This window comes from Mycobacterium stomatepiae (assembly GCF_010731715.1).
Lineage (GTDB): Bacteria > Actinomycetota > Actinomycetes > Mycobacteriales > Mycobacteriaceae > Mycobacterium > Mycobacterium stomatepiae.
This window is the reverse complement of sequence record NZ_AP022587.1, coordinates 5,035,564-5,062,151: the sequence shown is the minus strand read 5'-3', so window position 1 is coordinate 5,062,151 and position 26,588 is coordinate 5,035,564. Positions and strand designations below refer to the sequence as shown.

Sequence of the window (26,588 nt, the reverse complement as noted above, 5' to 3'; positions counted from 1 at the left end):
CCGACTTGGTGATACAACTCACAATCGTCGGGCGCATTGTCACGGCTGACGGCGCTGCGGTGTCTCAAGGGCACAAGCCCGAAAGAGAATAGGAGACAGCAATGAGCAACAGCACTCGTGTCGTCGTCGTCGGCGGTGGCTACGCCGGCACTCTGGCGGCCAATCGCCTGCGGCAGCGGCCGGACCTGGAAATCACACTGGTGAATCCCCGCCCGGTCTTCGTCGAACGAATCCGCTTGCACCAAATGGTCGCCGACACCGGCACCGCGACCGCCGATTACGGCACGCTGCTGGGCGACGGAGTCCGGCTGGTCGTCGACGCCGTCGAGCGGATCGACTCCGTTGCCCGTCGTCTCGAGCTGACCTCCGGCGCCGCGCTGGACTACGACTACCTGATCTATGCGGTCGGCAGCACCGGCGCGGTGCCCGCCCAGGCGTCCGTGCCCGGTGCCGCGGAGTTCGCCCATGCGATCTGCGATCTGGAAAGCGCGCAGCGGCTGCGCTACGCGCTCGCCGACCTGCCGCTGGGCGCACCCGTCACCGTCGTCGGCGGCGGGTTGACCGGCATCGAAACCGCCTCCGAGCTGGCCGAGCAGGGCCGCCCGGTAACCCTGGTGTGCGGCGGCGCGCTCGGCGCGTCGCTGAGCAAGCGGGGCCGGCGTTCGGTGGCCAAACAACTGCGCCGGCTCGAGGTCACCATCGCCGAAACTGTCGCCGTGAGCGAGGTCCGCTGGGACAGCGTGGTGCTCAGCGACGGCGCGGTGCTGCCCAGCTCGGCGACGGTGTGGACGGCCGGGTTCGCGGTGCCGGATCTGGCCGCCCGCAGTGGGCTGCGCACCGACGAGCTGGGCCGGCTGCTCACCGACGAGACGCTGACCGCCGTCGACGACGATCGCATCGTCGCCGCCGGTGACTGCGCCGCCCCGTCGGGCCGGCCGTTGCGGATGAGCTGCCAGGCCGCCGGGCCGTTGGGCGCCCAGGCCGCCGAGAGCGTGCTCGCCCGGATCGCCGGACGGACTCCCGCGGCGCTCAACCAGGCGTTCGTCGGCCAGTGCATCAGCATCGGCCGCAGCGGCGGCACGCTGCAGTTCGCCCGCACCGACGACACCCCGGTGAACGTGGCGCTCGGCGGTCGAACCACCGCCGCGATCAAGGAAGGAATCTGCCGGGGCACGCTGTGGGCGATCCGGCGCGAGGCGGCCAAACCGGGCTCGTACTTCTGGATCAAGGGCGGTAGCGGCAGCCGGCCGTCACAAACGGCCGACGAGCAGGTCGCGATCAAATGATCGCGACCGGCGAACACGCGGAGCGGTTCACGCTGCTGCGCCCCCTGCTGTTCACCATCGCCTACGAGATCCTCGGCTCGGCCACCGAGTCCGACGACGTATTGCAGGACAGCTATCTGCGCTGGGCGGACGTCGACCTGTCGACGGTGCACGACACCAAGTCGTATCTGGCCCAGCTGGTGACCCGCCAGGCGCTCAACGCCCGGCGGGCCGGGGCCCGCCGCCGCGAGGAGTACGTCGGGCCCTGGCTGCCCGAACCGCTGCTGCTCGACGAGCAGGACCCGTCGGCCGATGTCGTTCTGGCGGAATCGGTTTCGATGGCCATGCTGGTGCTGCTGGAAACGCTGAGTCCCGACGAGCGGGCGGTGTTCGTGCTGCGCGAGGTGTTCGGTTTCGACTACGCCGAGATCGCCGACGCGGTGGGCAAACCGGCGGCGACGGTCCGCCAAGTCGCGCACCGCGCCCGCGAGCATGTCCGGGCACGCCGCAAGCGCTTCGACAACGTCGACCCGCAGCGCAACGCCGCGATCACCGCGCAGTTCCTGGCCACCGCGGCCAGCGGCGACGTGGAAGGCCTGATGGCGATGCTGGCCCCGGACGCCACCTGGATGGCCGACAGCGGCGGCAAGGTGTCCGCGGCGCGGCGGCCGGTCGTGGGTGCCGACAAGGTGGCCCGGGCGATCGCTGGGCTGATGCGCAGGGCCGCCGGCATGGCCGAGTTGCGCGTGGAGATGGTGAACTGCAACAACGCCCCGGCGGTGCTGCTCTACCTCGGCGATCAGCTCAAGGGTGTCATCACGCTGGAGATCGTCGACGACTTGATCACCAACTTCTATGTGATGCGCAACCCGGACAAGCTGGTCGCCCTGGCGACCGCGCGCGCCATCAGCCGCGGCTAAGCGACGAGGCCTGGGGTGCGGATGTTCGCCGTTCTGTCAAGCTAGGGCAGTGCGAATTGACCGGCTCGGCAACCTCGGCGACGCACCCGGCGTGCTGCGCGCGGTCGGTGATGCCGCCCGCCGGCTCGGGCTGCCACCGCCCGCGGCGCTGACCGGCGAATGGTTCGGGGCGCTGGCCGTCATCGCGCCGAGCCTGGCGGTGCGTCCGGGGGATCCCACGGATGCATTCGCCGTCCCGCAGAGCTCGCAGTCCCATCCATCCGTGGTCGGTGGCGGCTGGTTCGGCTACCTGTCCTATCCGGACGCCGGTGCCGACGGTCGGCCGCATCGCATCCCCGAGGCCGCCGGCGGCTGGACCGACTGCGTGCTGCGCCGCGACCGGGACGGGCAGTGGTGGTACGAGAGCCTGTCCGGGGTGGCGATGCCGGGTTGGCTGACCGCCGCGCTGGCCGCGACGCCGGGGCCGGCGCGCGCCTGCCGGATCGAGTGGGACGGGGCCGAGCGGGAGGCGCACCGCGGCGCGGTGCTGGCCTGCCTGGAGGCGATCCGCGCGGGCGAGGTCTACCAGGCGTGCGTGTGCACCCGGTTCACCGGGACGGTCACCGGGTCCGCGCTGGACTTCTTCATCGACGGCATCGCGCGCACCACGCCGGCCCGCGCGGCCTACCTCGCCGGCCGGTGGGGTGCGGTCGCATCGCTGTCGCCCGAGCTGTTTCTGAGCCGCCACGGCGAGGTCGTGACGTCGAGCCCGATCAAGGGCACACTGCCCCTGGACGCCTGGCCGTCGGCGCTGCGCGCCTCGCCGAAAGAGGTGGCCGAGAACATCATGATCGTCGACCTGGTCCGCAACGACCTGGGCCGGGTGGCGGTCACCGGGACGGTCAAAGTGCCCGAGCTGCTGGTGGTGCGGCGTGCGCCCGGGGTGTGGCATCTGGTGTCGACGGTGTCGGCGCAGGTGCCCGTCGAGCTGCCCACCTCGGCACTGCTGGACGCGGCTTTCCCGCCGGCCTCGGTCACCGGTACCCCGAAACACCGTGCCCGCCAATTGATTTCGCAGTGGGAATCGCATAGACGCGGAATATATTGCGGCACAGTCGGTTTAGCATCCCCAATCGCCGGATGCGAGCTGAACGTCGCGATCCGCACCGTGGAGTTCGACGCCGCCGGCACCGCGGTGCTGGGCGTCGGCGGCGGAATCACCGCCGACTCGAACACCGACGCCGAATGGGCGGAATGCCTACACAAGGCCGCCCCTGTCGTCGGGGTGCCGTGCAACGCGGCCGCGGCAGGTTAGTCCTCGCCCCGCGCGGCCAGCACCTCGTCGTACAGCTGCCGTGAGCGCACGCCAGGATGGGCCGCGGCCACCTCGGTGCAGGCGTCCTTGACGCGAACTCCCTGGGCGACGAGCTCTTTCACCCGGGCCACCAGCGACGGCACGTCGGCGGGCGGCGTCGCGCCGGCCAGCACGACGGTGATCTCGCCGAGCACACCGTCGGCGGCCCAGGCCGCCAGCTCCTCCAGCGTTCCGCGCACCACTTCCTCGTGCACCTTGGTCAGCTCCCGGCAGATCGCCGCCCGGCGGGCGCCGCCGAGCTGCTCGACCGCGTCGGCCAGGCACGCCGCCAGCCGGCGCGGCGACTCGAAGAACACGCAGGTGCGCCGCTCGTCGGCCAGCGAGGCCAGCCAGGTCTTGCGCGCTCCGCTCTTGCGCGGCGCGAAACCCTCGAAGCAGAACCGCTCCGAGGGCAGACCGGAGACGGCCAGCGCGGTCGTCACCGCGGAGGGCCCCGGCAGGCATGTCACCGGGACGCCGGCTTCGACACACGCCGCGACCATCCGGTAGCCGGGGTCGCTGATCAGCGGCATTCCGGCGTCGCTGACCACCAGCACCGTCGCACCGGCTTTGATCTCGTCGACCAGCGCCGGCACCCGGCTGGCCTCGACAGAATCGAACATGCTGACCACCCGGCCGCCGATCCGGACGTCGAGCGCCTTGGCCAGCGTGCGCACCCGCCGGGTGTCCTCGGCGGCCACCACGTCGGCGTCGGCCAGCGCCCTGATCAGCCGCGGTGAGGCATCCGACGGCTGGCCCAGCGGGGTCGCACCGAGCAACAGGCGACCGTGGGACATGACGAACAGCCTACGATCGACACCAATGTCTGCCCCGCCCAGCGAAGCCTCCGCGACGGTCCAGGAACGCGTCGTGCCCATGGTCAGCCCGGGGCCGCTGGTTCCGGTGGCGGATTTCGGACCGGTCGACCACATCCGCGGCTGGGTGGTCACCGGCATCATCACGCTGCTCGCGGCGATCACAAGATTCGTCAACCTGGGCTCGCCGACCGACGCCGGCACGCCGATCTTCGACGAGAAGCATTACGCGCCACAGGCCTGGCAGGCGCTGCACAACCACGGGGTGGAGGACAACCCCGGCTTCGGTTTGGTGGTCCATCCGCCGGTCGGTAAGCAGCTGATCGCGATCGGCGAGGCGATCTTCGGCTACGACGGGGTGGGCTGGCGCTTCACCGGCGCGCTGCTCGGCACGGTGATGGTGCTGCTGGTGATGCGGATCGTACGGCGAATCAGCCGCTCGACGCTGGTGGGCGCGATAGCCGGAGTGCTGTGCATCTGCGACGGTGTCAGCTTCGTCGCCTCCCGCACCGCGCTGCTCGACGGCATCCTCGTCTTCTTCGTGGTCGCGGCATTCGGAGCGCTGATCGTCGACCGCGACGAGGTGCGCCGGCGCCTGCACGTCGCGTTGCTCGAAGGCCGCAACACGGCCACCGAGTGGGGCCCGCGGCTGGGGGTGCGCTGGTGGCGGTTCCTGGCCGGGGTCATGCTCGGATTGGCTTGCGGGACAAAGTGGTCGGGCCTGTACTTCGTGGTGTTCTTCGGCGCGATGTCATTGGCGTTCGACGTGGCCGCGCGGCGGCAGTATCAGGTGAACCGGCCGTGGCTCGGCACGCTGGGCCGCGATCTGATCCCCGCGGCATACGCGCTCGGCATCATCCCGATCGCGGTGTACTTGGCCAGCTATGCGCCGTGGTTCGCGTCCGAGACCGCGATCGACCGGCACGAGGTGGGCCAGACGATCGGCCCGCAAAGCGACTTCCCGGTGCCCGACGCGTTGCGTTCGCTGTGGCGCTACAGCGCGAAGGCGCTGCAATTCCATGCGGGACTGACCAATTCGGCGGGCAACTACCACCCGTGGGAATCCAAGCCGTGGAGCTGGCCGATGTCGTTGCGGCCGGTGCTGTACGCGATCGATCAGCAAAACGTCACCGGCTGCGGCGCGCAGTCGTGCGTGAAGGCGGAGATGCTGGTCGGCACGCCCGCGATGTGGTGGCTGGCGGTGCCGGTGCTGCTGTACGCCTTATGGCGATCGGTCATCCGCAGGGACTGGCGCTACGCGGTCGTTCTCGTCGGCTACTGCGCCGGGTGGCTGCCGTGGTTCGCCGACATCGACCGGCAGATGTACTTCTTCTACGCCGCGACGATGGCGCCGTTTCTGGTGATGGGCATCGCGCTGATCTGCGGCGACATTCTCTATCGCCTCCCTTCAAACCAGACCGCGGAGCGCCGCACGCTGGGACTCATCGCAGTGTCCAGCTACGTCGCCTTGGTGGTGACCAACTTCGCCTGGTTGTTCCCGGTGCTCACCGGTCTGCCGATCTCACAGCAGACGTGGGACATGGAGATCTGGCTGCCCAGCTGGCGCTAAGCGCTGGTCCACGTCGAGATTGCCGCTATGGCTGCGAATCTCCGCCAACCACAACGCTGGCGGCAATCTCGCTGACATGTCGGTCGGTGCTTGCATCATGAGCGCGTGGTGGGGGTCTTTCTTGGAAGCGAAGCGGTAGCGCGCGGCGCGCTGACCCGCGGTCAATTGCGTTGGAACTACCGGCAAATCCATCGCGGTGTGTATCTGGCGAAGGATGCGCCGAGATCACTGTGGGACAACATCTACGCGGCATGGCTGTGGTCGGGGCGGAAGGGGATCATTGCCGGCCGTGCTGCGGCCGCGCTCCACGGAGCCAAATGGGTCGACGATTTCACACCCGTTGAGCTCCTCGGGCCGTTCAACCATCCACCGCCAGGGATCATCGTTCGACGCGAACGGGTCGAGTTGGACGAGATCGTGGAAGTGGGCGCCCTGCGGGTAACTGGCCTCGCGCGGACGGCTTTCGATCTGCCCGGCATCTGCCGCGTGATGTGGCGGTCACGCATCTCGACGCGCTGTCGGCCGCGACGGGTGTAGCCGCGTCCGACGCGACGGCGTCGATCGGCCGCTACCCGGGAGCGAGGGGTGTACGCAAGTGCACGCTGGCGCTGTCTTTGATGGACGGCGGCGCGCAATCGCCCAAAGAGAGCTGGCTGCGACTCGTCCTCATCGACGCCGGCCTACCGAGGCCTGTCACCCAACTGAAAGTCAGCGATGGCCGGCTTGTCGCCTACCTCGATATGGGTTGGGACAAGCCGAAGGTCGCGCTCGAATACGACGGCGACCACCATCGCAGCGACCGGCGGCAGTACGTCAAAGACATCCGCCGAGCAGAGATGGTGGAACGAGCAGGCTGGCAGGTGATCAGGGTGATCAACGAGGACCGGCCGACGGTGATCGTCGAGCGCACCCGCGATGCGCTGGTACGCCGGACGGCGTCGAGATTGCCGCGGGGGCTGTGATCTCTGGCCGACCACGACTCTGGACGCAATCTCGGCGAAAACTAAAGCGCTTCGCGCGCGACGGGGCAGGACATGCACCGCGGGCCGCCGCGGCCGGTGCCCAATTCGGAGCCCGCGATCGTCAACACCTCGATGCCCGCTTCCTGCAAGCGCGCGTTGGTCTGCACGCTGCGCTCGTAGGCGACGACGACGCCGGGCGCCAGCGCCAACGTGTTGTTGCCGTCGTCCCACTGTTCGCGTTCGGCGACAACGGGATCCCGACCGGTGTCGATGACGCGCAACTTGTCGATTCCCATCGCCTTGGCCGCCGCCTCCAAGAATGGCGCTTCATCGCTGATGTTCACGCCGTCGGCCCCGCGCTGGATCGTGAACGCCGACAGGTTGTCGACGACGTTCGCGTACATCACTACCGTGTCGGTGTCGACCATCGTGCACACCGTGTCCAGGTGCATCTGCGCGCGCTGTTGCGCGATCGGAACGGCCAGCACGGCATGGGCAAGTTCGTCGTCAAAGAGGCTGCGCGCCAACGCTTCCGCGCCGGCCGGCGTAGTCCGCTCGCCGACGCCGACCGCGACCACTCCGGGGGACAGCAACAGCACGTCCCCGCCCTCGACGGGAGCGGATCGCGATTCGTAGGCCTTGCGCACCCCGGTGAACCGTGGGTGGTGGGCATAGATCAGGTCGGTCAGCGACGTCTCGCGCACGCGGGCCCGCAGCGCCAGCGACGGGATCACCACCCGCTGCCCGATCCAGATCGACGAGTCCCGGGTGAACACCAGATTCGGCAGCGGGTCGATCACGAAATCTCCGCCGTGGTGCATGCGAAGCACCAGCGAGACGTCGGTCCGGGTATCGGCCGGCAGCTCGTTGAACGTCATGCCGGCCATCAGGACGTGTGCCAGCCGGGCCGGGTCCAGGCCCCGCAGATAGGCCGAAAGCTCTTGCGCCAGCGGCACTCCGAACCGGCGCGCGTCCACCGCCGCCGCCGCCCCTTGCATCCGGGCGGCGCCGCTGTGTTGCAGTGCCTCGGTCAGCAGGTCGGACAGCAACAGCACGTCCACGCCGCGGGCCCGCAGCAGGGCGCTGAACTCGTCGTGCTCGTCCTGCGCGCGGTCCACCCACGGCAGCCCGTCGAACAGCAACTGGTCGTTGTTGCGCGGATTGAGTCGCCGCAACTCGGGGCCGGGACGGTGTAGGATCGCCATCCGCAGCGCGCCGACCTCGGAATTGGTGCCCAGCTCGATCACACCCACCCCTAAACCGTAACCGCGCGAAACACAACCGTCGCGTCACGCCCGAGGCACGCTGGTGCCCGGCGAGTCCGGATCAATCGAACGAATGTGCGATAGTCTGGACGGCGTGGGAACCCGGGCATCAGGCGTACAGGGCTCGCTGTTCGAGCACACCGAGCGACGGCACCTCGGCGACGGTGCCTTCGTCGAGATGCGCGCCGGGTGGCTCGGCGACGATCCTCCCGGCGCGCAAGACCTGCTCGACGCGTTGCTGTCCACGGTCCCGTGGCGGGCCGAGCGCCGCCAGATGTACGACCGAGTGGTCGACGTGCCGCGGCTGGTGAGCTTTCACGACCTGACCGTCGAGGAGCCACCCCACCCGCTGCTGGCGCGGCTGCGCCGGCGGCTCAACGACATCTACGCCGGCGAGCTCGGCGAGCCGTTCACCACGATCGGGTTGTGCTGTTATCGCGACGGCGCCGACAGCGTCGCCTGGCACGGCGACACGATCGGCCGCAGCAGCACCGAGGACACCATGGTCGCGATCCTCAGCCTCGGTGCCACGCGAACGTTCGCGCTGCGGCGGCGCGGCGGCGGGCCGTCGCTGCGGCTGCCACAGGCACACGGTGACCTGCTGGTGATGGGCGGATCCTGCCAACGCACCTGGGAGCATGCGGTCCCGAAGACGGCGATTCGCACGGGCCCGCGGGTCAGCATCCAGTTCCGCCCGCGCGACGTGCGCTAGGACGTGCGGATCGCGGCCACCGCTTTGACGAGCAGGTCGCGGGCCCGCTGCGTGTCGACCTTGGCGACCGGCTGGTCCGGGACGACGAGCGGGTTGGCAATCACGATCACCTGGTAGTCGCCGAACTGCGCGGAGTAGTCGTACAGCTCGCCGGTGCGGGGACCCCCGGCGATCACCGCCTGCAGGACGCGGCGCACGCCGAATGTGTGCGTCCCGTCGATCGTCGGCGCGTCGATGACCTCGAGCCCGCCGCGCACCCCGGTCCCGGAGAACGCGACCTTGGTGCAGTCCTTGCCCGGGTCGTTGACGGGCAGCGGTTTGGACGTCTCCACCGCGATGACGACGTACCGGCCGCCGTTACCCTCGGCGGACACCGCGGCCATGTTGCCCTGCACGTCCGGCGGCATGTCGGGTCCCGCCGCCAACTTCGCGCAGTTGGCGGGGTCGAACTTCAGCCCCTCGGGCAGCTTGCGGGCGGCCAGCAGCTTGGGATCGATCGCTCGTTCCGAGATGTCGGTGACCTTGAACTCCGGCCCGAAATTCGACTTCACCTCGACGACCTTGGCAATGTCGGCATTGGTCGACACGGGGGCATTCGATGAGCAACCGGCGAGCACGCAGACGGCCGCGATCGCGCACACCAGCTTGGACACCGTGGCTAATCTACCCAAGACCCGGCCCTCAGCTGCGCAACGTGGACACCGTTTTGACGAGCAGATCGGCGGCGAATTGCGGCGGCAATGCCGGCTGCGCCGATCCTGGGTCGGTGGTCACCGTGGTGAAGGCGTAGAAGCCGCCCAGATACGCGATGAACGTGTATGCCCGCGAATCGATTTCGGTGCCCGCCTCGACGGCGGACTTGAGGTCCGCAATCATCCCGACGGTCTGCGCAGCGTCGATACGCGGAGGGTCGGTGAGCCGGACGCTGGCGGTGGTATGCGCGGTTGTCATGGCCCACTGGCCGCAGGTATCGATGACGTTCTGGTCGAGGTCGATGTCTGGCAATGCCACCACCGACACGTTGATGATGCCGCCCGGGCCCGAGGCCGATAGGCCCTGCGCCGATTCGTCGTGCCCCTTGCCGGGGTCGGCGAGTGCGGCGCATGACGCGGGCTTGGAGGTCACGTCGGGGTCAAGACCCCAGATCACCCGGGGCGAGGTCGCGCTCGCGATGCCAGGGGTGGCCTCGTAGCCCGGCGGCAGGTCGCGAACGACTCGCTTGATGCTGGCGGGGTTGACGACGGTGCCATGCGCCGACGGTGACGGCGTGGCCGACGGCCGGTGCGCCGGGGCGCCTGAGCATGCGACCGGCAACACCATGAGCACCGCGCCAAACCAGAACGGCCGCATGCCCATTCATCTTAGGAGACGAGAACCTTGTCGCGCGTATGCACCAGCCCGGCCGAGCGGCTCAGCCCAGCGCCTCGATCACCTGACGAGCCGTGCGTCTTATCTCGTCGGCCAGCTCACGCTTGATGCCCAGGTCGCGCCGGCGCGGCACATCGATGACGGTGGTGACCACCCCGATGTCTTCGCGCTGCCACACCGCGCCGTAGCGGTCCATGATCGCGCGCATCGGCAGATTGTCGGAAAGCATTCGTGCGGAAAATCTTTCGACACCGTCGACCTCGGCGGCGATCGACAGCGCACCGATCAGGAAGCTCCCGATCCCCCGGCCCTGGTAGGCGTCGGCGACGGTGAACGCGATCTCGGCGACGGTCGGATCGTGTTCGTCGCGCACGAACCGCCCGTCGGCCACCGGGTCCTCGCCGTCGGTCACCACCCAGACGAAGTGATCGACGTAGTCGACCTCGGCCAGGTAGTGCATCAACGCCGGCGACGGCAGCCGTGCCGTCATGAACCGCCGATACAGCGTCTCGCTGGAGAACTGGATATGACCGTGCACGGTGCGCACGTCGTCACCTGGCAGCACCGGGCGCAGCAGCAGATGGGTGCCGTCGCGCATCCGGATCGGGATGGGCGTCACGAACGCGGCCAGGCGCTGGCGCACCGTCCGCAGCAGGCGGGGCATGATGCCCGGGATGTGCACCAGCTGGGCGAACGCGTCGTTGTCGCCGATCCAGCCGGTCAACGGTTCGGTCGTGGTGACGGTCGCGATCCGGGGGCTGTCGCGCAGCAGGGCGATCTCCCCGATGATCGCGCCGGCGCGCGTCTCGCCGATGGAAACCGCGCCGTCGACACCGACGTGTCTGATCTCGGCGGTACCCGAGGAGATGAGCAGAAACGACACGGCCTGCTCACCCTGCTGCATCAGGACCTGTCCGGCCACGGCGCGCAGCGGCTGCAGGGTGGCCGCCAACGGCTCCAAGTCGTCGATGGCGCATCCTTCGAAGATGTCCATCGCGGCGAGTTCTTCCGACCGCGCACCGATCAATCCTGCCACGGCGGCCCATCTTGCGGTCCGATTGGCTCAGGTTATGGCGTCGGCGGTGGCTGCAGCAACAACTTGGGCGTGCCGTTTGCGCTCGCCCTGGTGACGCGGTCGATCGTGTCGCGTTTCAGGCGAGGATGAGCCGCACGGCGGCGGCGAGGTCGTCCACGACAACGTCGGCATCCCCTGCCCCGTCGGCACGCAGCAGCACGGTCGTCGCACCGGCCGCCCGGCCCGCCGCGACGTCGGCGTCGCTGTCGCCGATCATCACCGACTCGGCCAGGTCGAAACCGTGCTCTGCCGCCGCACGAATCAACATGCCGGCCAACGGTTTACGACAATCACAGCTGTTCGCCGCGTGCGGGCAGTGATACACCGCGTCGAGACGGGCGCCCTGCTCGGCGAGCAGTTGTGACAGCCGCTCCTGGATCACGTCGAAATGTGCCGGGTCAGCCGACGGTTCGGACAGCCAGCGCTGATTGGTCACCAGCACCGTGCGCAGGCCCGCCGCGTTGAGCGCGGCGATCGCCTCGGCCGCGCCGGGCAGCAGGAACAATTCCGCGGGTGATCGGATGTATTCACCCTCGGCAGCCTTGACGTTGATGGTGCCGTCGCGGTCCAGGAAAACGGTGCGGACGTTCCCAACGCCCATCGTCAGAACGGTCGGGGGAACAGGGCGGCTTCGACCATTTCGCAAATGGTGTGGCCCAGGTGCAGACACGCTTCCTGAATCCGGCCGGTGTCCGCGCTGGGCACCCGGATGCAGATCTCGGCGACGTCGGCGACCTTGCCGCCGCGGGCGCCGGTAAGCGTCACGGTCTTCATCCCGGCCTGGCCGGCCGCCTCCAGTGCGCGCACCACATTGGGTGAGTTGCCCGACGTGGTCAGCCCGACCACGACATCGCCGGCCCGGCCGGCGGCCAGCACCTGGCGGGCGAAGACCTCGTCGTAGGAGTAGTCATTGCCGATCGCGGTCATCGCCGCGGTGGCGTCGGGCAGGCTCAGCGCTGCCAGGCCCGGACGGTCGAACGCGAAGCGGCCCATCAGCTCGGCGGCCAGATGTCCCGCGTCCTGGGCGGAGCCGCCGTTTCCGAAGAAGATCACCTTCCCGCCGGCGCGCAGCGCGTCGATGATCACCCGTGCCACCTCGACGGTCTGCGTCGCGAATTCTCCCGACTGCATTTGCTGCTTGACGGCGATCGTGTCCGCGAGCCTGGCCTGGACCGTCTCCACACTGGGCGTGACGACATCCGACGTGCTCATGCCTGCCATGTGGTCAATCCCTTGCTCTCGAACGCGAATTCGGTGACGGCGGCCCCCGCCCCCTCGAGGGCCTCGATGACGCGATGCTTCTTGGTGAAGTCGCAGAACAACAGGATGTAGCCACCACCGCCGGCGCCGGTGATCTTGCCGCCGAGCGCGCCGGTCCGCAACGCCAGGTCGTACAGCTCGTCGATGCGCGCGTTGGTGATGTAGGGCGACATCCGCTTCTTCTGAGTCCATGCCTCGCCCAGCAGGGCACCGAAGTCGTTCAGCTTGCCGGTCAGCAGTGCGGCCTTCATCGCGACCGCCAGTTCCTTCTGGGCCCGGAGTCCGGCGAGGGTGTCGTCGGCACCCGTGGTCGCGCGGCGGGTTTGGTCTTCGATCACTCGCCCGGAGTCGCGCGTGATGCCGGTGTAGCACAGCAGCAGGCTGAGCTCGAGCTCGAAGGCGACCTGGTCGCGTACCCGCAGCGGGTTGACGATCACCCGGTCGGAGAACTCGATGAAATTGAATCCGCCGAACGTCGCCGCGTACATGTCCTGCATGCCGCCGGCGATGCCGAGGTCGTCGCGTTCGATGGCGCAGGCCAGCTGGGCGGTCTCGTACTCGCCCATCGGCGCCCGGTAGTGCTCGGCAAGCAAGCCGGTGAGCGCGACCATCATCGTCGACGACGAACCGAGTCCGGATCCGGGCGGAGCGCTCGATCGCAGCACCAGGTCGTAGCCATCCGTGCCGTCGCGGCCGAACCGTCGCACCGCGGCCTTGATCAGGTCGAGGCTGCCGTCATAGAGGATCTCGCTGTCGAGCGTCATCTCATGGGTGGTCTTGAAGTCCACCGACTCGATGGTGACCTTGCGATCGGTACGCGGGGTCAGCGAGCCGTAGGCGTAGCGGTCGATGGTCGCCGACAGCACACAGCCGCCCTCGAGCGCCGGGAAGGGTGGGACGTCGGTGCCGCCGCCGGCGAACGATATCCGCAGCGGCGCACGGGCGCGGATTCGTGGGCGTGTCATCCAAGGTCTCTTCCGACGTGATTCGCTGCGCTGAGCCGACGCGAGCCTAACAGGCTTACCAGCGGTTTTGTCGTTCTTTCGGGCCTACGCGTAGGGGTTGGCGGGCGCGGCGACGGGCGTGACCGAGACGGCCCGCAGGGTCGGGATCGGCGGCGTGTGGGGTTGACGCTCGGCGGGCGTCACCACGCCTTCCACCCGCAGCCAGGTGTTGTCGGGGAATGCGAAACTGCTGGCGCCGTCGTGATCGCGCAGATGGATGCGAGCCAGTTGGGCGTCGGCGGCACAACAGATGATGACGATGCGGGCCAGGTCGACGCCGCCGGGTTCGTTGAGCGCGAACCCGGTGACGGTGATCAGCCGGTTGTTCAGCGACCCGGTGCTGTCGTTGGCCGCCCGTACCACCGCCTCGGCCAGCGAGACCTCGGGCGCCGGTCCCGCCGGCAATGGCGGAAATGCCACGCGCAGAACATCATTGGAGACGTTGGTCACCGACCCGGTGGCGGCCTGGGGCCGCAATGCCGGCGGCGTCACAAAGCACAGCACCACGACGGGCACGGCGAGCAGCCACACCACACCGCCGCGGTGGGCATGGCCGTCGTCGGGATCGCGGCCGCCGCGACGGACGTCGCCGACGATGGCCACCAGCGCGAGCCCGATCAGCAACGCGGCGGTGAGCACCAGCCACGGCATCAGCGTGGGCTTGACGTAGCGGGTGAACACGCCGGTGGCCAGGATCAGCGCGACGCTCAGACCGACCAGCAGCAGGATCGTGTTCTCGGTTTCGCGTTTCATCGGGCACCGCCCAGCAGCAGCACGCCGACTCCGGTGGCCACCGCGGTGGCCACGACCAGTGTCGCGGGGGCGAAGCGGGTGGCGAATGCCCGGCCGAACATGCCGGACTGCATCGCCAGCAGCTTGACGTCGACGGCGGGCCCGACCACCAGGAACACCAGCCGCGGAACCAGGGGAACCATCGTCAGGCTCGACGCCACGAACGCGTCGGCTTCCGAGCAGACGGCCAGGGTGACGGCCAGCGCGGCCATCACGACGACGCCGAGAACCAAATGCGCGCCGACGTTTTCGAAGATCCAGGGCGGCACCAGAACGTGCAGTGCCGCCGCGGCGGCGGCTCCGACCACAAGGTAGGCCGCCGCCTGCAGGAAGTCGTGCCGGGCCACTTCGCAGAACACCAGCCACTTCGACTGCGCCCCGGGGCTGTGCGACTCGTGCGGCGGCAGCCGCCGGGTGATCCACTCGGTGCGCCCCCACCGCGACCACGCCCCGCCCATCACCACCGCGGTCAGCAGCGACGCCGCTACCCTCGCGATGACCATCTTCGGCTGACCGGGAAAGGCGACGGCGGTCGCGACCACCACGACGGGGTTGATGGCGGGTGCGGCGAGCATGAACGTCAACGCCGCCGCTCCGGCCGCCCCGCCGTCACCGAACAGCCGGCGCGCCACCGGCACCGACCCGCATTCACAGCCGGGCAGCGCGGCGCCGGCGACACCGGCGGCCAGCACCGCCGCCGCGGGCCGGCGCGGCAGCCAGCGCACCAGCCGCTCGGGCGGCACGAACACCGCGATCAGCCCGCTGACCACCACGCCGAGGCCCAGGAAGGGCAGGGCCTGGACGAAGACGCCACAGAACACGGTGCCCGCGGTGGCCAAGGCGTCACTGCTGGCGACGATGGCGCGCAGCCACGTACCCGCGATCGCGAACCCCACCAAACCGAAGACCAGGACTTCCATGGACCCGAACCGCGATCGGCGCTCGGCCCTCATCTAACGCACCCGGCCTGAACTCTCATGACCATTGATGAAAATGATTATCACTGTGATGGGCCCGGCGGCCGCACCCGGGCCACCGGCATGTCGACTAGCCTGCAACACAATGAGCCAGGATCCAGTCGAACTGACCCGCGGTCTGATAAGCCAGACCGCCGAGCTGCGACACGGCTTTCTTGACGTGCTGGGCGAGTCGACGGCCGCGCCGGTTCCGACCGTCGCACAGCGCGCGATGAACAGCCCTTTCGTCGCAACCGTGTACGAACGACTGTGGCGCCCGACGGCCTTCTACGCCGCCAGCGGCCTCACACACCGGGCCGAACAGCGCCGCGCGGCGTCGGCCCTGCATCTGACCGGTGCGCACCGGCTGCTCGATGTCGCTTGTGGCCCAGGCAATTTCACGGCTCCCCTGGCCGCTGAGCTGCCGGATGACGGCCTGGCGGTCGGTTTCGATATCTCCGAGTCGATGCTGACCCGCGCCGTCGCCGACAATAGCGGGCCGCACACCTGCTATGTCCGCGGCGATGCCCGCATGTTGCCGTTCGAAGACGAAACCTTCGACGCCGTTTGCTGTTTCGGTGCCTTGTACCTGATGCCGGAGCCGTTCCGGGTGGCCGGCGAGATGATGCGGGTGCTGCGGCCCGGCGGTCGGATCGCGATCCTGACCAGTTATGCACCCGAACCGGCCGCGGTGCGGCATGCGATGACCGTGATCGCGCGCAGCATCGGGCTCACGGTGTTCGACCGGCGCGCCTTCGTCGACCTGTTCTCATCGGCCGGGCTCATCGACATCGAACAGCAGACGCAGCGTGCGGTGCAGTTCGTCGTCGCCGCAAAGCCTGGCTGAGTTAAGACGCGGCCTTGACGACACCGAGGAGCCGGACAACCGGCGTGCCCTCTTCGCACTCAAGTACCCAGGGCTCGCCGCCGTCGACGGGCTCGGAGGTAAGCGTGAACATGACGGGCAAGCCGGCCCGGTGCGACATCTGCGTGCATTCGACCTGGAACAGCCGATAGTCGCCGTCCTCGCCGATCGCCAGCGAGAAGCCCGGCTCAACGGATTCGACCGGAACCTTCTGCAGGTAGTACTCGATACTCATCCCCATCACATTAGAGCCGAGACCGTATCTAATCGCGCGCCGAAACACAGTCTTATCAAATGTTCAGCCAAATTTTCCCGACCACACGAGATCGCAGCCGGTCATGACCTGTCGGCGTGCACCGCCTCGTCGGCAGCCGTGCCGTTGAGGCACGCGTCCGGACCGGTCAACGCGGGACTGAACTTGAGCGCATCGACGAGTTCGTCGATGGCCCTTGCGCCGCGCCCGTCCAGCACCGCCTCGGAGAAGCAGGTCTCCAGATGGTTGTGCAGCATGACCCGGTTCGTGCGTTCCAGCGCCGACTGCGTCGCGGATATCTGCTTCATGACATCCACGCAATACGCGTCGGTTTCGAGCATCCGGATTATCGCGTCCAGATGACCGCGAACGGTCTTCAAGCGATTGAGTGCCGCGCGCTTTTTCGCCGTCAGCTCCTGGGTCATCTTCGTCTCCATCCCCACAGCATGCTTGAGCTGCATCAACAGCCATGATACCCCACCCCTCCCCGGGAGGAGTAACATGGCGTGCACTTGATCTACCCACCACAGGAGGTTCACGTCATGACAAGTCCGACGGATGCAACAACCGGGTCCGCCAAGACCGAGCCCGCTGTCGAAGCAGCGGCGGGTCGCCGGCCGAGTCGGCTCAATCAAGCCCTGGCCTGGGTGGGCATTGTCGCCGGTGGCCTGTTCGTCGTCGCAGCCATCTTCTTCTCCGGTTTCTTCCTCAATTGGGGCATCGGCGGCGGTCGGCACGCCGGGCCGGACAAGATGGACTGCTGCAGCCAGATGAAACCCGGCGACCACATGGCCCAGGGCGCAATGATGGAGCCCGGCCGTCCGATGAAACCGGGTCAGATGATGCCCGGCACGACGATGGGTCCCGGCGGGATGATGGGGCCAGGGTCACCCACAGCCTCGCCCACTCCTCGAGCGTAGCGGCGGGGCGTGGGATGGCGAGGTTAACCAGGCGTGCAGCACTCGTCGCCGGCGGCGGCGCGCTCGCGCTGGGATGCCTGCTCCGGGACGTTAGATGGTCGCCGCCGGGCTTGCGACTGGTCGACCACGGCATGGGTGTCGATCCCGCCGACATGAGCCGCTACATGGAAATGTTCAACCGGCACAACGAAATAACCCGCACGGTCGAGGAAATCCCCGGGGGCGTACGGACCACCACCCAATCGAATTCGCCGGACCTTGCGGCCCAGCTGCAAGCCCACGTATCGAGCATGTACGCCCACCTCGACCAGAGCGCCGAAGTCATGTGTATGAGCAGCAGTCTGCCCACCCTGTTTCGACACGCGAACGGCTACCGTCGTCAATTGACCTTCACCCCAAACGGTGTCGTCGCCGAAGAAACCGCCGACGATCCTGCTCTCACCCAAGCCATTCGGGCACACGCCCTAGAAGTCACCGGATTCATCCGCGACGGAATGCCGCCAATGATGCGGGGAATGATGGGCCCCGGCATGATGGGCCCCGGCATGATGGGTCCCCACTGAGTCGCTTACCCCCGCCTCGAAGACGAGCGCCGGTAACCGTGACGACTCCGCGCCAGGGAAGCTGAGCTCCTGTTGTGCGCTTAATGAAAATGATTATCATTAAGCATGCCTTCGCAGCGCCCTGACCTACTCCCGGTGACCGTCTTGTCCGGCTTTCTCGGAGCCGGAAAAACGACGCTGCTGAATCACGTGCTGGCGAACCGCGAAGGCGGACGGGTCGCGGTGATCGTCAACGACATGAGCGAAGTCAACATCGACGCCGCGTTGATCGCCGGAACGGGGTATCTGGACCGCACCGAAGAGAAGCTGGTCGAACTGACCAACGGCTGTATCTGCTGCACGTTGCGCGAGGACCTCATCGAGTCGGTGGGACGCCTGGCAGCGACGGGCCGCTTCGATTACCTCCTGATCGAATCGACGGGCATCTCCAAACCCATGCCGGTCGCCGCAAGCTTCAGCTGGGAATTCGAAGACGGCTTCAGCCTCAGTCGCGTCGCGAAACTCGACACCATGGTCACGGTGGTCGACGCGTCGACGTTTCTGCGTGAGCTCGCGCGCGGCGACGCGCTGGCGGCTCGCGATCTCGCCGTCAGCGACGCCGACAGCCGCACCATCGCCGACCTGCTGGTCGATCAAGTCGAATTCGCCGATGTCATCTTGCTCAACAAGACCGATCTGGTCACCGAGGAGTCCGGCGCGAGAACAGCCGCGATGTTGAGGCGCCTGAATCCGTCGGCGCGCATCGTGCCCACCGACCACGGCCGGGTGCCGCTCGCGGAAGTGCTGGGCACCGGCTTGTTCGACCCCGATCTCGCCGCCGAATCACCGGGCTGGGATCAAGAGATCAGCGGCGGTCACACGCCCGAGACCGAGGAATACGGCATCGGCAGCGTCACGTTCCGCGCGCGGCGGCCCTTGCATCCCCAGCGCCTGCATGAAGCACTCGAACAATTGCAAGGGTTGTTGCGCAGCAAAGGATTCTGCTGGATCGCCAGCCGTCCCGACGTCGCGGCGATCTGGTCGCAGGCCGGACCGAACCTGGTGATCGAGCCGGCGCAATACTGGACGACCTCCGACATTCGCCCCGGCCAGGAAATCGTGTTCATCGGGCTCAAGCTTGACCGCGACCGGGTACTGAGCCTGATGACATCGGCGCTGTTGACCGACACCGAACTAGCCCAAGGCCCGCGACGATGGGTCGCCTATCCCGACCCGCTTCCGTCGTGGAGCGCCGTCCACACCCATTGATGGACAACGAGATTCAGCGACAGCCCACACGCAGCGCCTGACCCGAGTTGCTGAACGCCCGAGTCGTCAACGCCGATTGCCATAGCGGCGACGGAACTTTTCCACCTGCCCCGCGGTGTCGAGGATTCGACGCCCCCCGGTCCAGAACGGGTGTGAATCCGAGGTGACCTCGACAACGACAAGTGGGTACGTCCGCACGCCCTGCGCCGTCGGCCACTCAATCGTGCGTGAAGTTGTCATCGTCGATCGGGTGAGAAAGGTCGCGCCGGTCGTTGCGTCCTGGAAGACCACGGGGTGGTAATCGGGATGGATGTCGGGTTTCATCCGTAGCCCCCTCAGCATCTATCGATAATCGTTTTCATTAACGCAGAGTTGAGGCTACCGATTCCCGGCGACCTTGTCGACAATGATTTTCAACAACGCCCCGACCTGGATCCGGGGCCGAACGTCAGGCGCTAGGTTCGCTCGCGCCGAGGCGTAAGTGATCGATGTGGTACACCGCCTCGTCGAGCAATTGCGCGACATGGTTGTCGTAGAGGCGGTAGACGATGTTTCGTCCATTGCGGTCGCCGGCAACCAGTCCGAGCGCGCGAAGTAGGCGCAACTGGTGAGAAACCGCCGGCTGTTCCATCCCGACCGCAGCCGACAGATCGCCGACAGAGCATGGGGATTGCCGCAGCCGGGTCAGGATCATCAGCCGGTTGGGTGACGCCAAGGCCTGCAGCGTCTCGGCGATCCTGCCTGCCGATGCCAGGTCGAGAGGAGCGGGTGGCGGCACCCTGCCCTCGACTCCATGTCCCATCTCTCAATTGAAGCACGCACGATCAATCGATATGATATATGTAGAGCTATATATGTATACATGTAGCTGACATATTGGCGAGAGAGGGACTTCAATGACGTGCACGACGGTGCAGCCGACGCTCGCACCAGAGGCAGGGCGATCGAGCCTGGGGGGCCTGTGGTCGGTCGCGTCGGTCCGGTGGGCGACCGTCGCGCTCGTCCTGTTTGTGGCCGGGCTGGTGGCCCAGTTGGTTGATGCTCCTTCGTGGAGTTGGTGGGTCTGCTACCTGGCCTGCTACCTCACCGGTGGCTGGTCACCGGCCTGGGAAGGCTTGCAGGCGTTACGTTCTCGCACGCTCGATGTCGACCTGCTAATGGTGATTGCCGCCATCGGCGCCGCGAGCATCGGCCAAATCTTCGACGGCGCCCTGCTGATCGTCATCTTTGCCACGTCGGGCGCGTTGGAAGACGCGGCGACCAAACGCACCGAGGATTCGGTCAACGGATTGCTGGACCTCGCACCGGATCGCGCGGTCCGCATCGATACCGACGGAATCGAAGAATCGGTCAACGCGGCCGACCTGCGGGTGGGTGACTTGGTCAGTGTGCGCCCCGGTGACCGCGTCTCGGCCGACGGTGTCGTCGTCGACGGCGCGTCCGACGTCGACCAATCGTCGGTGACCGGGGAGCCGATGCCGGTCGCCAAGGCCACCGACGCAGAGGTATTCGCCGGCACGCTCAATGGTGCTGGGGCACTTCGTATTCGCGTCACCAAAGACCCGTCGGACACCGTCGTCGCCCGCATCGTTGCCCTGGTCGCCGAGGCGTCGGCGACCAAAGCCAGGACGCAGCTGTTCATCGAGAAGGTCGAGCAGCACTATTCGGTGGGCGTTGTGGTGGCGACCCTCGCCCTGTTCGCGGTACCCCTGCTGCTCGGGGCGCAACTACAGTCGACGCTGCTTCGGGCAATGACGTTCATGATCGTGGCGTCACCGTGCGCGGTGGTGCTGGCGACGATGCCTCCGCTGCTCTCGGCGATAGCCAACGCCGGACGCCACGGTGTGCTGGTCAAGTCGGCGGTCGCGATGGAGCACCTCGCGGATACCACTGCGGTCACGATCGATAAGACCGGCACCCTGACGACCGGCACACCGCGACTGAGCAGCATCGAGGTGATCGACGATCGCTACTGCGACGGCGACGTGCTGCGGATAGCTGCCAGCGCAGAGCAATTCAGCGAACATCCCCTCGGGCGTGCGGTCGTGGCGGCCGCCCGCGCACGGGGCCTCGCGTTTGCCGGAGCCACCGATTTCGCGGCCCTGCCCGGTCGTGGCGTGCGCGCGCGTGTCGCGGACCGGACGATCGAAGTGCTCAGCCCGCGCGCGTTTCACGGCGATCCGACCGTCGCGAGCAACCTCGAACGCCCGGGCACGACCGCCGTGCTCGTCGTCGTGGACGCCTCGGCGGTGGGGGTTCTCGGTCTGGACGACACCGTGCGCGAGGGAACCGATGTGGTCGTTGCCGCCATCGCCGCGCTCACGATGAGGCCGCGACGCTGCTGACCGGCGATACCCGGCCAGCCGCAGCGCATCTGGCTGCACAGGTCGGGATCACCGATGTCCGGGCCGACCTGCTGCCCGACGACAAGGTCGCCGCCGTGCGTCAGCTCGAGGCCGACGGCGGCCGGGTGTTGTTTGTCGGCGACGGCATCAACGACGCACCCGCCATGGCCGCCGCGCACTCGTCGATCGCCATGGGCCGCACCGGAGCCGACCTCACCCTGGAAACCGCCGACGCCGTCACCGTCCGAGACGAACTCGCCACCATCCCGGCCGTCGTCGCGCTCGCGCGTCGGGCGCGCCGGATCGTCATCGCCAATTTGGCCATCGCCGCGACCTTCATCACCGCACTCGTCGTCTGGGACCTACTCGGCCACCTGCCGCTGCCGCTGGGCGTGGCCGGCCACGAAGGTTCGACAATCATCGTCGCACTCAACGGGTTGCGACTGCTGAGCGCGCGCGCCTGGCCGAAAGTGGCCGTCGTCTAGGGCAGCGATATCGTGTCCGCCATGACAAACGCCGTTGGCAGAATGGCCGGCAAGGTCGCATTCATCACGGGTGCTGCGCGCGGCCAAGGCCGCGAACACGCCGTCCGCCTCGCCGAGGAAGGCGCCGACATCATCGCCGTGGACATGTGCGGTGACGTGGAGAGCGTCGCCTATCCGTTGGCGACCGAGGCCGATCTCGACGAAACCGCGGCGCTGGTCGAGAAGTCGGGACGTCGCATCGTAACCGCCAAGGCCGATGTCCGAGACGTTGCGAGCCTTGGCGCCGCGTTGCAGCAGGGCATCGACGAGTTGGGCCGACCCGATGTGGTGATCGCCAATGCCGGCATCAGCGGCAGTCCCGCGCCCGCCGCGATGATCGAAGAAGCCGCCTGGCAGACCATGCTCGACATCAACCTCACCGGGGTCTGGCACACCGTCAAGGTGGCGGTGCCACACATGTCCGACGGCCGCGGCGGCTCCATCATCCTGGTGAGTTCCATGTTGGGTCTGCGCGGCGGCGGGTATATGGCGCACTATGCCTCGGCCAAGCACGGCGTCGTCGGCCTGATGAACTCGCTCGCGAATGAGCTTGCACCGCAGTTGATTCGGGTCAATTCGATCCATCCCGGCAATATTCGGACGCCGATGATCGACAACGAGCAGTTCCACCGCACGCTGCGGCCGGACCTGCCCAACCCCACCATGGACGACACGGCCGCGGTGCTCGGCCACTTCCACATGATGCCGGTGCCGGTGATCGAGGCGCGCGCGGTCAGCAATGCGGTGCTGTTCCTCGCTTCCGACGAGGCGCAGTACATCACCGGGGCGGCGTTGCCGGTCGACGCGGGGGCAGTCGCGAAGTTCTGACGGGCCTCGCCCGTCACACGAGTACCCTGCGCGGACCATCGAGGCGTCGGACCAGGCTTTGCGCTACTATCTACGCATGAATGCAGATAACACTGCAGTGCCGCTCGCCGAAGATCAGGTCAGCCTGATCGTCGAGGTCTTCCGAATGTTGGCCGACCACACACGTATTCGCGTGTTGTGGGCGCTGACCGAGGGCGAGTCGTCGGTCAACGACCTCGCCGAAAAGGTGGACAAGCCCGCGCCATCGGTGTCCCAGCACCTGGCCAAGCTGCGGATGGCCCGGCTGGTGCGCACCCGCCGGTCCGGCACCACGATCTTCTACAGCCTGGAGAACGAACACGTCCGCCAGCTGGTCACCGATGCGGTCTTCAACGCCGAACACGCCGGTCCCGGCGTGCCGTCCCACCACCGCGACGACCCCGACGTGCGGGGTATCACGACCGACCGCCGCCCACGAAAGGCCAGTGCGCGATGAGCGATCACGGGCACGATCACGGGCACGATCACGAGCACGACCACTCCCACGGACACGAGCACCCACACGGGCATGATCATCCGAAGGGTTTGCGGGGCGCGATCAAGGAGATTTTCGTGCCGCATTCCCACGACGCCGCCGACAGTTTCGACAGCGAGCTGGAATCCAGCGCCGACGGCATCCGCGCGGTCAAGATCAGCCTGCTGGTCCTGGGCGCGACTGCCATCGCGCAGATCGTCGTCGTCGTGCTCTCCGGCTCCATCGCGCTGGCCGCCGACACCATCCACAACTTCTCCGACGCCCTCACCGCCGTGCCACTGTGGATCGCGTTTGCGTTGAGCACCAAGGCCGCAACCCGCCGCTACACCTATGGCTTCGGCCGGGTGGAAGACCTGGCGGGGCTGTTCGTGGTCGCGATGATCACGCTGTCTGCGATCATCGCCGGCTACGAGGCCATCGAGCGGCTGATCACCCCGCGGCCCATCGAGCACGTCGGCTGGGTCGCAGTGGCCGCAGTCCTCGGGTTCATCGGAAACGAATGGGTGGCTCTCTACCGCATCCGGATCGGACGCCGCATCGGCTCGGCCGCGCTGGTCGCCGACGGCCTGCACGCCCGCACCGATGGCTTTACCTCCCTGGCGGTGCTGATAGGCGCCGCCGGCGTGGCTCTGGGCTTCCCGCTGGCCGATCCGATCGTCGGACTGGTGATCACGGTGGCCATCCTGGCCGTGCTGCGCACCGCGGTGCGAGATGTGTTCCGCCGGCTGATGGACGGCGTCGATCCGACGTTCATCGATACCGCCGAAACCGCGCTCGCCGCGCGGCCGGGCGTGCGTGCGGTGCGCAGCGTGCGGATGCGCTGGATCGGGCACCGGCTGCACGCCGACGCCGAACTCGACATCGACCCCGCGCTGAGTCTGGCCGCGGCACATCAGATCGCGCACGAATCCGAACACGACCTGATTCACGCCGTGCCCAAGCTGACCACCGCGATGATTCACGCCTATCCGGCCGGCGGCACCAACGCGGCCCAGGAACATCGCGATAGCACCGCGTCACACAGTCACCACCACTGAGGCACTCGCCGCAGCGCCCCGGATTATTTCGTCGGCTTTCTAGGTTGTCTAGAAGACCCGCGACGGGTGACAAGGAGGCGCCGATGACGCGTGCCTATCAGGCGACGTTGTTCGACGACGACGAAACCCTGACTTCCGCAGTCGATATCGCTGCTTTTGAGAACGCCACCGAGCACCGGCTTGACGAGCAGTCGTGGATCACCCATGTGCCGGGTTTCCTCACTGGTCATATGCGGCTGGTCGACGAGCTGGCCACCCTCGACGTGTGGGAACAACGCCAGCGCTGGATGTACGACCGCATGGTCGACGAACCTAGGCTCACCGGCGAATACGCCGACCTGACCGCCGCGCCCGCACTGCTGGCAGGGCTGGCCGCCACGCTTGGCGAGCGGCTCGGGGTGCCGTACGACCGGATCTGGATGAACTGGTACCGAGACCACCACGACGGCACCGGCTGGCATGCCGACCGTCCGGCGAACCAGGTACCGACGGCGATCGTGCCCGTGCTCAGTCTCGGTCCGCCGCGCCGGTTCCTGCTCCGCCCAATCGGCGGAGGACCCAGCACGGTCTTTACTCCTGCGGGCGGAGACCTGATCATCATGCAAGGGCGCTGCCAACGGGACTGGCAGCATTGCGTGCCCAAGCAGAAGACCCCGGCTGGGGCGCGGATCAGCCTGAACTTCTCCAGCGTCACCCAGTCCTGACGAGTATCTGAAAGGTCAACGATGACTGAGGCATACGTCCTAGGTGGGGTGCGCACGCCGTTCACCCGTTACGGCGGCACCTTGTCGGGCATCCGCACCGACGAGCTACTGGGCATGACCATGAAAGGCGCGTGCGAGCGCGTCGGTGTGCCGCTGGACGCCGTGGAAGACATCGTGGCCGGTTGCGTGAACCCCGCGCACGAGGGAATGGGCGACATCGCTCGTTGGGCCGCGCTCGCGGTCGGATTCCCCGACAGCGTCGCGGGGGCGACGCTCAATCGATACTGCGGATCGTCACTGAGTGCACTGGTCAGTGTCAGTCACGCCATCAAGGCCGGCGACTTGGGCGTCGGGATCGCCGGCGGCGTCGAATCGATGTCGCGGTCGGGGTGGGCACTGATGAAGGGCGAAGCACCGTTTAGCCCCCGAGGCCCCGTCCTGATGCTCGACACCATGTGGTCGGGCGCGGGCGGTCCACCCAACCCGGCCCTGCTCGTCCGCAACGCCTACATCAGCATGATCGAGACCGCCCAAAATCTTGCCGACCGGTACTCGTTGAGCCGCGAGGAGATCGATGCTTTCGCGCTGCGGTCCCAACAGCATGCCAAGACCGCGCGCGACCGGGGCCGGTTCGCCAAGGAGATCATGAGCGTGCCCATTCCCGCGACGAAGAAGACCCCGGCGCGGCTGGCCGAGCACGACGAATTCATCCGCGACGACACGACGGCCGAAACACTCGCGGCCTTGCCGGTCCAACCTGGTACCACGCAGATGACGGCGGCCAACTCCACCCCCCTGACCGACGGTGCGAGCGCGGTCGTCGTCGCCTCCGGTGAGAGGGCGGCCGAACTCGGTGTGGAACCGTTGGCGCGGGTGGTGTCCAGCGCGGTGTACGGCATCGATCCCCTCATCATGGGACTCGCGCCGGCGTGGGCCATTCCGATGGCGATTCGCCGGGCCGGTCTGGCGCCCGAGCAGATCGATATCTGGGAAATCCATGAGGCATTCAGCGCTCAGGCGCTCGGCGTCTTGCGTGAACTCCCCAACCAGCTAGGCGGTTTCGTGATTCCGGATGACAAGCTGACACCCAATGGCGGCGCCGTCGCGATCGGACATCCCTTCGGCGCCACCGGAACCCGCTACGTACTCACCTTGGCCACCGAATTGCGTGAGCGCGGCGCACGCTAGGGCGTCATCGGAGTATGCATCGGGTCGGGCCAAGGTGTGTCCGTCGTGCTGGAGAACCCGAACGCAGCATAGCGGTCTGCGCCGGACTGGCCTTCGAGCTCGGATTTGGGTTCGGTGACCAGCCGGCGCGCGACGTCGACCAATTTCATGTTCGTTTGCCGCGAAGTCACGACGCAGCACGGATCTTCGCAGCCGAACGCGCCTCTGACGCATAGGCAACTTCGCTCGTTCTCGGGTTCATTCACCGGTTCGCCTGCACGGCAAGATGTTTGCAGTATTGCCGGTCAACGCGAGTACAGTAA

General features: G+C 67.5%; 29 protein-coding genes and 2 pseudogenes. 16 read left to right on the top strand and 15 right to left on the bottom strand.

Annotation, left to right across the window (positions count from 1 at the left end; all coding sequences use genetic code 11):
- Positions 1-101: 101 nt before the first annotated feature.
- The 3 genes from G6N54_RS24180 to G6N54_RS24170 are packed head-to-tail and all read left to right on the top strand — an operon-like array spanning position 102 to position 3,479.
- The gene (locus G6N54_RS24180) at positions 102-1,286 is read left to right on the top strand and encodes an NAD(P)/FAD-dependent oxidoreductase (protein WP_163792687.1); all 1,185 of its coding nucleotides are present in this window, start codon (positions 102-104) and stop codon (positions 1,284-1,286) included.
- Positions 1,283-2,185: an RNA polymerase sigma-70 factor gene (locus G6N54_RS24175; RefSeq protein WP_163792685.1), complete on the top strand. Its 903-nt coding sequence runs from the start codon at positions 1,283-1,285 to the stop codon at positions 2,183-2,185. The genes G6N54_RS24180 and G6N54_RS24175 overlap by 4 nt, the downstream gene beginning before the upstream one ends.
- 49 nt (positions 2,186-2,234) lie before the next feature.
- Complete coding sequence (locus tag G6N54_RS24170; protein WP_163792683.1) at positions 2,235-3,479, top strand: aminodeoxychorismate synthase component I; 1,245 nt, start codon at positions 2,235-2,237, stop codon at positions 3,477-3,479.
- Here the strand turns inward: G6N54_RS24170 and rsmI are convergent.
- Positions 3,476-4,315, bottom strand: coding sequence for a 16S rRNA (cytidine(1402)-2'-O)-methyltransferase (rsmI, locus tag G6N54_RS24165; RefSeq protein WP_163792680.1), 840 nt, complete (start codon positions 4,313-4,315; stop codon positions 3,476-3,478). The genes G6N54_RS24170 and rsmI overlap by 4 nt on opposite strands.
- 25 nt (positions 4,316-4,340) lie before the next feature.
- Between rsmI and G6N54_RS24160 the strand changes: the two genes are divergently transcribed.
- Entirely contained in the window at positions 4,341-5,903 is a 1,563-nt protein-coding gene (locus G6N54_RS24160) for a dolichyl-phosphate-mannose--protein mannosyltransferase (RefSeq protein WP_163792678.1), read from the top strand.
- Between the two features lie 105 nt (positions 5,904-6,008).
- A pseudogene (locus G6N54_RS24155) lies at positions 6,009-6,865 on the top strand (DUF559 domain-containing protein).
- A 41-nt stretch (positions 6,866-6,906) separates the two neighbouring features.
- Here G6N54_RS24155 and arcA read toward each other — a convergent pair.
- Entirely contained in the window at positions 6,907-8,118 is a 1,212-nt protein-coding gene (gene arcA, locus G6N54_RS24150; RefSeq protein WP_163792676.1) for an arginine deiminase, read from the bottom strand.
- 85 nt (positions 8,119-8,203) lie between these two features.
- Here arcA and G6N54_RS24145 point away from each other — a divergent pair, with 85 nt between their 5' ends.
- Entirely contained in the window at positions 8,204-8,842 is a 639-nt protein-coding gene (locus G6N54_RS24145) for an alpha-ketoglutarate-dependent dioxygenase AlkB (RefSeq protein ID WP_163792674.1), read from the top strand.
- Here the strand turns inward: G6N54_RS24145 and G6N54_RS24140 are convergent.
- The 8 genes from G6N54_RS24140 to G6N54_RS24105 all read right to left on the bottom strand — a co-directional run bounded on the left by G6N54_RS24140 (position 8,839) and on the right by G6N54_RS24105 (position 15,294).
- On the bottom strand, positions 8,839-9,495 hold the full coding sequence (locus G6N54_RS24140) for a DUF5642 family protein (protein ID WP_163792672.1): 657 nt from the start codon (positions 9,493-9,495) through the stop codon (positions 8,839-8,841). The genes G6N54_RS24145 and G6N54_RS24140 overlap by 4 nt on opposite strands.
- Before the next feature lie 28 nt (positions 9,496-9,523).
- Positions 9,524-10,192, bottom strand: coding sequence for a DUF5642 family protein (locus G6N54_RS24135; protein ID WP_163792670.1), 669 nt, complete (start codon positions 10,190-10,192; stop codon positions 9,524-9,526).
- Positions 10,193-10,253: 61 nt separating this feature from the next.
- The gene (locus tag G6N54_RS24130; protein WP_163794940.1) at positions 10,254-11,204 is read right to left on the bottom strand and encodes a GNAT family N-acetyltransferase; all 951 of its coding nucleotides are present in this window, start codon (positions 11,202-11,204) and stop codon (positions 10,254-10,256) included.
- 157 nt (positions 11,205-11,361) lie between these two features.
- Complete coding sequence (locus G6N54_RS24125) at positions 11,362-11,886, bottom strand: D-glycero-alpha-D-manno-heptose-1,7-bisphosphate 7-phosphatase (RefSeq protein WP_163792668.1); 525 nt, start codon at positions 11,884-11,886, stop codon at positions 11,362-11,364.
- A gap of 2 nt (positions 11,887-11,888) precedes the next feature.
- Positions 11,889-12,506, bottom strand: coding sequence for a D-sedoheptulose-7-phosphate isomerase (locus G6N54_RS24120; RefSeq protein WP_179969119.1), 618 nt, complete (start codon positions 12,504-12,506; stop codon positions 11,889-11,891).
- Positions 12,494-13,510, bottom strand: coding sequence for a GHMP family kinase ATP-binding protein (locus tag G6N54_RS24115; protein ID WP_163792665.1), 1,017 nt, complete (start codon positions 13,508-13,510; stop codon positions 12,494-12,496). Before G6N54_RS24115 ends, G6N54_RS24120 begins: the two co-directional genes overlap by 13 nt.
- Before the next feature lie 84 nt (positions 13,511-13,594).
- Positions 13,595-14,302, bottom strand: a complete 708-nt coding sequence (locus G6N54_RS24110; RefSeq protein ID WP_163792663.1) for a TIGR03943 family putative permease subunit — start codon at positions 14,300-14,302, stop codon at positions 13,595-13,597.
- Positions 14,299-15,294, bottom strand: coding sequence for a permease (locus G6N54_RS24105; RefSeq protein WP_163792661.1), 996 nt, complete (start codon positions 15,292-15,294; stop codon positions 14,299-14,301). The genes G6N54_RS24110 and G6N54_RS24105 overlap by 4 nt, the downstream gene beginning before the upstream one ends.
- 109 nt (positions 15,295-15,403) lie before the next feature.
- Here G6N54_RS24105 and G6N54_RS24100 point away from each other — a divergent pair, with 109 nt between their 5' ends.
- Complete coding sequence (locus G6N54_RS24100; protein WP_163792659.1) at positions 15,404-16,144, top strand: class I SAM-dependent methyltransferase; 741 nt, start codon at positions 15,404-15,406, stop codon at positions 16,142-16,144.
- Between the two features lies 1 nt (position 16,145).
- Here G6N54_RS24100 and G6N54_RS24095 read toward each other — a convergent pair whose 3' ends face one another.
- Positions 16,146-16,397 carry a hypothetical protein gene (locus G6N54_RS24095; RefSeq protein WP_163792657.1) on the bottom strand — a complete coding sequence of 84 codons (252 nt, stop codon included), beginning with the start codon at positions 16,395-16,397 and terminating at the stop codon, positions 16,146-16,148.
- Positions 16,398-16,498: 101 nt separating this feature from the next.
- Positions 16,499-16,840 carry a metal-sensitive transcriptional regulator gene (locus G6N54_RS24090; RefSeq protein ID WP_163794938.1) on the bottom strand — a complete coding sequence of 114 codons (342 nt, stop codon included), beginning with the start codon at positions 16,838-16,840 and terminating at the stop codon, positions 16,499-16,501.
- A gap of 117 nt (positions 16,841-16,957) precedes the next feature.
- On the opposite strand from G6N54_RS24090, the gene G6N54_RS24085 reads away from it, so the two are divergent.
- From G6N54_RS24085 to G6N54_RS24075, 3 genes are all read left to right on the top strand, one after another.
- Positions 16,958-17,335 carry a hypothetical protein gene (locus G6N54_RS24085; protein WP_163788000.1) on the top strand — a complete coding sequence of 126 codons (378 nt, stop codon included), beginning with the start codon at positions 16,958-16,960 and terminating at the stop codon, positions 17,333-17,335.
- Positions 17,336-17,349: 14 nt separating this feature from the next.
- On the top strand, positions 17,350-17,898 hold the full coding sequence (locus G6N54_RS24080) for a hypothetical protein (RefSeq protein WP_163792655.1): 549 nt from the start codon (positions 17,350-17,352) through the stop codon (positions 17,896-17,898).
- 105 nt (positions 17,899-18,003) lie between these two features.
- The gene (locus G6N54_RS24075) at positions 18,004-19,146 is read left to right on the top strand and encodes a GTP-binding protein (protein ID WP_163792653.1); all 1,143 of its coding nucleotides are present in this window, start codon (positions 18,004-18,006) and stop codon (positions 19,144-19,146) included.
- Between the two features lie 66 nt (positions 19,147-19,212).
- On the opposite strand, the gene G6N54_RS24070 is transcribed toward G6N54_RS24075, so the two are convergent.
- Both G6N54_RS24070 and G6N54_RS24065 read right to left on the bottom strand, forming a co-directional pair.
- Positions 19,213-19,470, bottom strand: coding sequence for a type B 50S ribosomal protein L31 (locus G6N54_RS24070; RefSeq protein WP_163792651.1), 258 nt, complete (start codon positions 19,468-19,470; stop codon positions 19,213-19,215).
- Positions 19,471-19,594: 124 nt separating this feature from the next.
- A complete protein-coding gene (locus tag G6N54_RS24065; RefSeq protein WP_163792649.1) occupies positions 19,595-19,948 on the bottom strand; it encodes an ArsR/SmtB family transcription factor in 354 nt (117 codons plus the stop codon).
- Between the two features lie 94 nt (positions 19,949-20,042).
- Between G6N54_RS24065 and G6N54_RS24060 the strand changes: the two are divergent.
- From G6N54_RS24060 to G6N54_RS24035, 6 genes and pseudogenes are all read left to right on the top strand, one after another.
- Positions 20,043-21,976: pseudogene (locus tag G6N54_RS24060) on the top strand (heavy metal translocating P-type ATPase).
- Between the two features lie 21 nt (positions 21,977-21,997).
- Positions 21,998-22,843, top strand: coding sequence for a mycofactocin-coupled SDR family oxidoreductase (locus G6N54_RS24055; RefSeq protein WP_163792647.1), 846 nt, complete (start codon positions 21,998-22,000; stop codon positions 22,841-22,843).
- A 76-nt stretch (positions 22,844-22,919) separates the two neighbouring features.
- On the top strand, positions 22,920-23,318 hold the full coding sequence (locus tag G6N54_RS24050) for an ArsR/SmtB family transcription factor (protein WP_163792645.1): 399 nt from the start codon (positions 22,920-22,922) through the stop codon (positions 23,316-23,318).
- Positions 23,315-24,394: a cation diffusion facilitator family transporter gene (locus tag G6N54_RS24045; protein ID WP_163792643.1), complete on the top strand. Its 1,080-nt coding sequence runs from the start codon at positions 23,315-23,317 to the stop codon at positions 24,392-24,394. The genes G6N54_RS24050 and G6N54_RS24045 overlap by 4 nt, the downstream gene beginning before the upstream one ends.
- A gap of 83 nt (positions 24,395-24,477) precedes the next feature.
- Complete coding sequence (locus G6N54_RS24040; protein ID WP_163792641.1) at positions 24,478-25,098, top strand: alpha-ketoglutarate-dependent dioxygenase AlkB; 621 nt, start codon at positions 24,478-24,480, stop codon at positions 25,096-25,098.
- 21 nt (positions 25,099-25,119) lie between these two features.
- On the top strand, positions 25,120-26,286 hold the full coding sequence (locus G6N54_RS24035; protein ID WP_232072966.1) for a thiolase family protein: 1,167 nt from the start codon (positions 25,120-25,122) through the stop codon (positions 26,284-26,286).
- Here the strand turns inward: G6N54_RS24035 and G6N54_RS24030 are convergent.
- The gene (locus G6N54_RS24030; protein WP_163787999.1) at positions 26,283-26,435 is read right to left on the bottom strand and encodes a hypothetical protein; all 153 of its coding nucleotides are present in this window, start codon (positions 26,433-26,435) and stop codon (positions 26,283-26,285) included. The two genes, G6N54_RS24035 and G6N54_RS24030, sit on opposite strands and share 4 nt — an antisense overlap.
- Positions 26,436-26,588 lie beyond the last annotated feature (153 nt).

Coding starts and splice junctions, on each gene's coding strand:
- G6N54_RS24180 (WP_163792687.1), top strand. CDS start 102: ATGAGCAACAGCACTCGTGTCGTCGTCGTCGGCGGTGGCTACGCCGGC.
- G6N54_RS24175 (WP_163792685.1), top strand. CDS start 1,283: ATGATCGCGACCGGCGAACACGCGGAGCGGTTCACGCTGCTGCGCCCC.
- rsmI (WP_163792680.1), bottom strand. CDS start 4,315: ATGTCCCACGGTCGCCTGTTGCTCGGTGCGACCCCGCTGGGCCAGCCG.
- G6N54_RS24160 (WP_163792678.1), top strand. CDS start 4,341: ATGTCTGCCCCGCCCAGCGAAGCCTCCGCGACGGTCCAGGAACGCGTC.
- G6N54_RS24145 (WP_163792674.1), top strand. CDS start 8,204: ATGTGCGATAGTCTGGACGGCGTGGGAACCCGGGCATCAGGCGTACAG.
- G6N54_RS24135 (WP_163792670.1), bottom strand. CDS start 10,192: ATGCGGCCGTTCTGGTTTGGCGCGGTGCTCATGGTGTTGCCGGTCGCA.
- G6N54_RS24130 (WP_163794940.1), bottom strand. CDS start 11,204: ATGGACATCTTCGAAGGATGCGCCATCGACGACTTGGAGCCGTTGGCG.
- G6N54_RS24125 (WP_163792668.1), bottom strand. CDS start 11,886: ATGGGCGTTGGGAACGTCCGCACCGTTTTCCTGGACCGCGACGGCACC.
- G6N54_RS24120 (WP_179969119.1), bottom strand. CDS start 12,506: ATGGCAGGCATGAGCACGTCGGATGTCGTCACGCCCAGTGTGGAGACG.
- G6N54_RS24115 (WP_163792665.1), bottom strand. CDS start 13,510: ATGACACGCCCACGAATCCGCGCCCGTGCGCCGCTGCGGATATCGTTC.
- G6N54_RS24110 (WP_163792663.1), bottom strand. CDS start 14,302: ATGAAACGCGAAACCGAGAACACGATCCTGCTGCTGGTCGGTCTGAGC.
- G6N54_RS24105 (WP_163792661.1), bottom strand. CDS start 15,294: ATGAGGGCCGAGCGCCGATCGCGGTTCGGGTCCATGGAAGTCCTGGTC.
- G6N54_RS24100 (WP_163792659.1), top strand. CDS start 15,404: ATGAGCCAGGATCCAGTCGAACTGACCCGCGGTCTGATAAGCCAGACC.
- G6N54_RS24095 (WP_163792657.1), bottom strand. CDS start 16,397: ATGAGTATCGAGTACTACCTGCAGAAGGTTCCGGTCGAATCCGTTGAG.
- G6N54_RS24090 (WP_163794938.1), bottom strand. CDS start 16,840: ATGACCCAGGAGCTGACGGCGAAAAAGCGCGCGGCACTCAATCGCTTG.
- G6N54_RS24085 (WP_163788000.1), top strand. CDS start 16,958: ATGACAAGTCCGACGGATGCAACAACCGGGTCCGCCAAGACCGAGCCC.
- G6N54_RS24080 (WP_163792655.1), top strand. CDS start 17,350: ATGGCGAGGTTAACCAGGCGTGCAGCACTCGTCGCCGGCGGCGGCGCG.
- G6N54_RS24075 (WP_163792653.1), top strand. CDS start 18,004: ATGCCTTCGCAGCGCCCTGACCTACTCCCGGTGACCGTCTTGTCCGGC.
- G6N54_RS24070 (WP_163792651.1), bottom strand. CDS start 19,470: ATGAAACCCGACATCCATCCCGATTACCACCCCGTGGTCTTCCAGGAC.
- G6N54_RS24065 (WP_163792649.1), bottom strand. CDS start 19,948: ATGGGACATGGAGTCGAGGGCAGGGTGCCGCCACCCGCTCCTCTCGAC.
- G6N54_RS24055 (WP_163792647.1), top strand. CDS start 21,998: ATGACAAACGCCGTTGGCAGAATGGCCGGCAAGGTCGCATTCATCACG.
- G6N54_RS24050 (WP_163792645.1), top strand. CDS start 22,920: ATGAATGCAGATAACACTGCAGTGCCGCTCGCCGAAGATCAGGTCAGC.
- G6N54_RS24045 (WP_163792643.1), top strand. CDS start 23,315: ATGAGCGATCACGGGCACGATCACGGGCACGATCACGAGCACGACCAC.
- G6N54_RS24040 (WP_163792641.1), top strand. CDS start 24,478: ATGACGCGTGCCTATCAGGCGACGTTGTTCGACGACGACGAAACCCTG.
- G6N54_RS24035 (WP_232072966.1), top strand. CDS start 25,120: ATGACTGAGGCATACGTCCTAGGTGGGGTGCGCACGCCGTTCACCCGT.
- G6N54_RS24030 (WP_163787999.1), bottom strand. CDS start 26,435: ATGAAATTGGTCGACGTCGCGCGCCGGCTGGTCACCGAACCCAAATCC.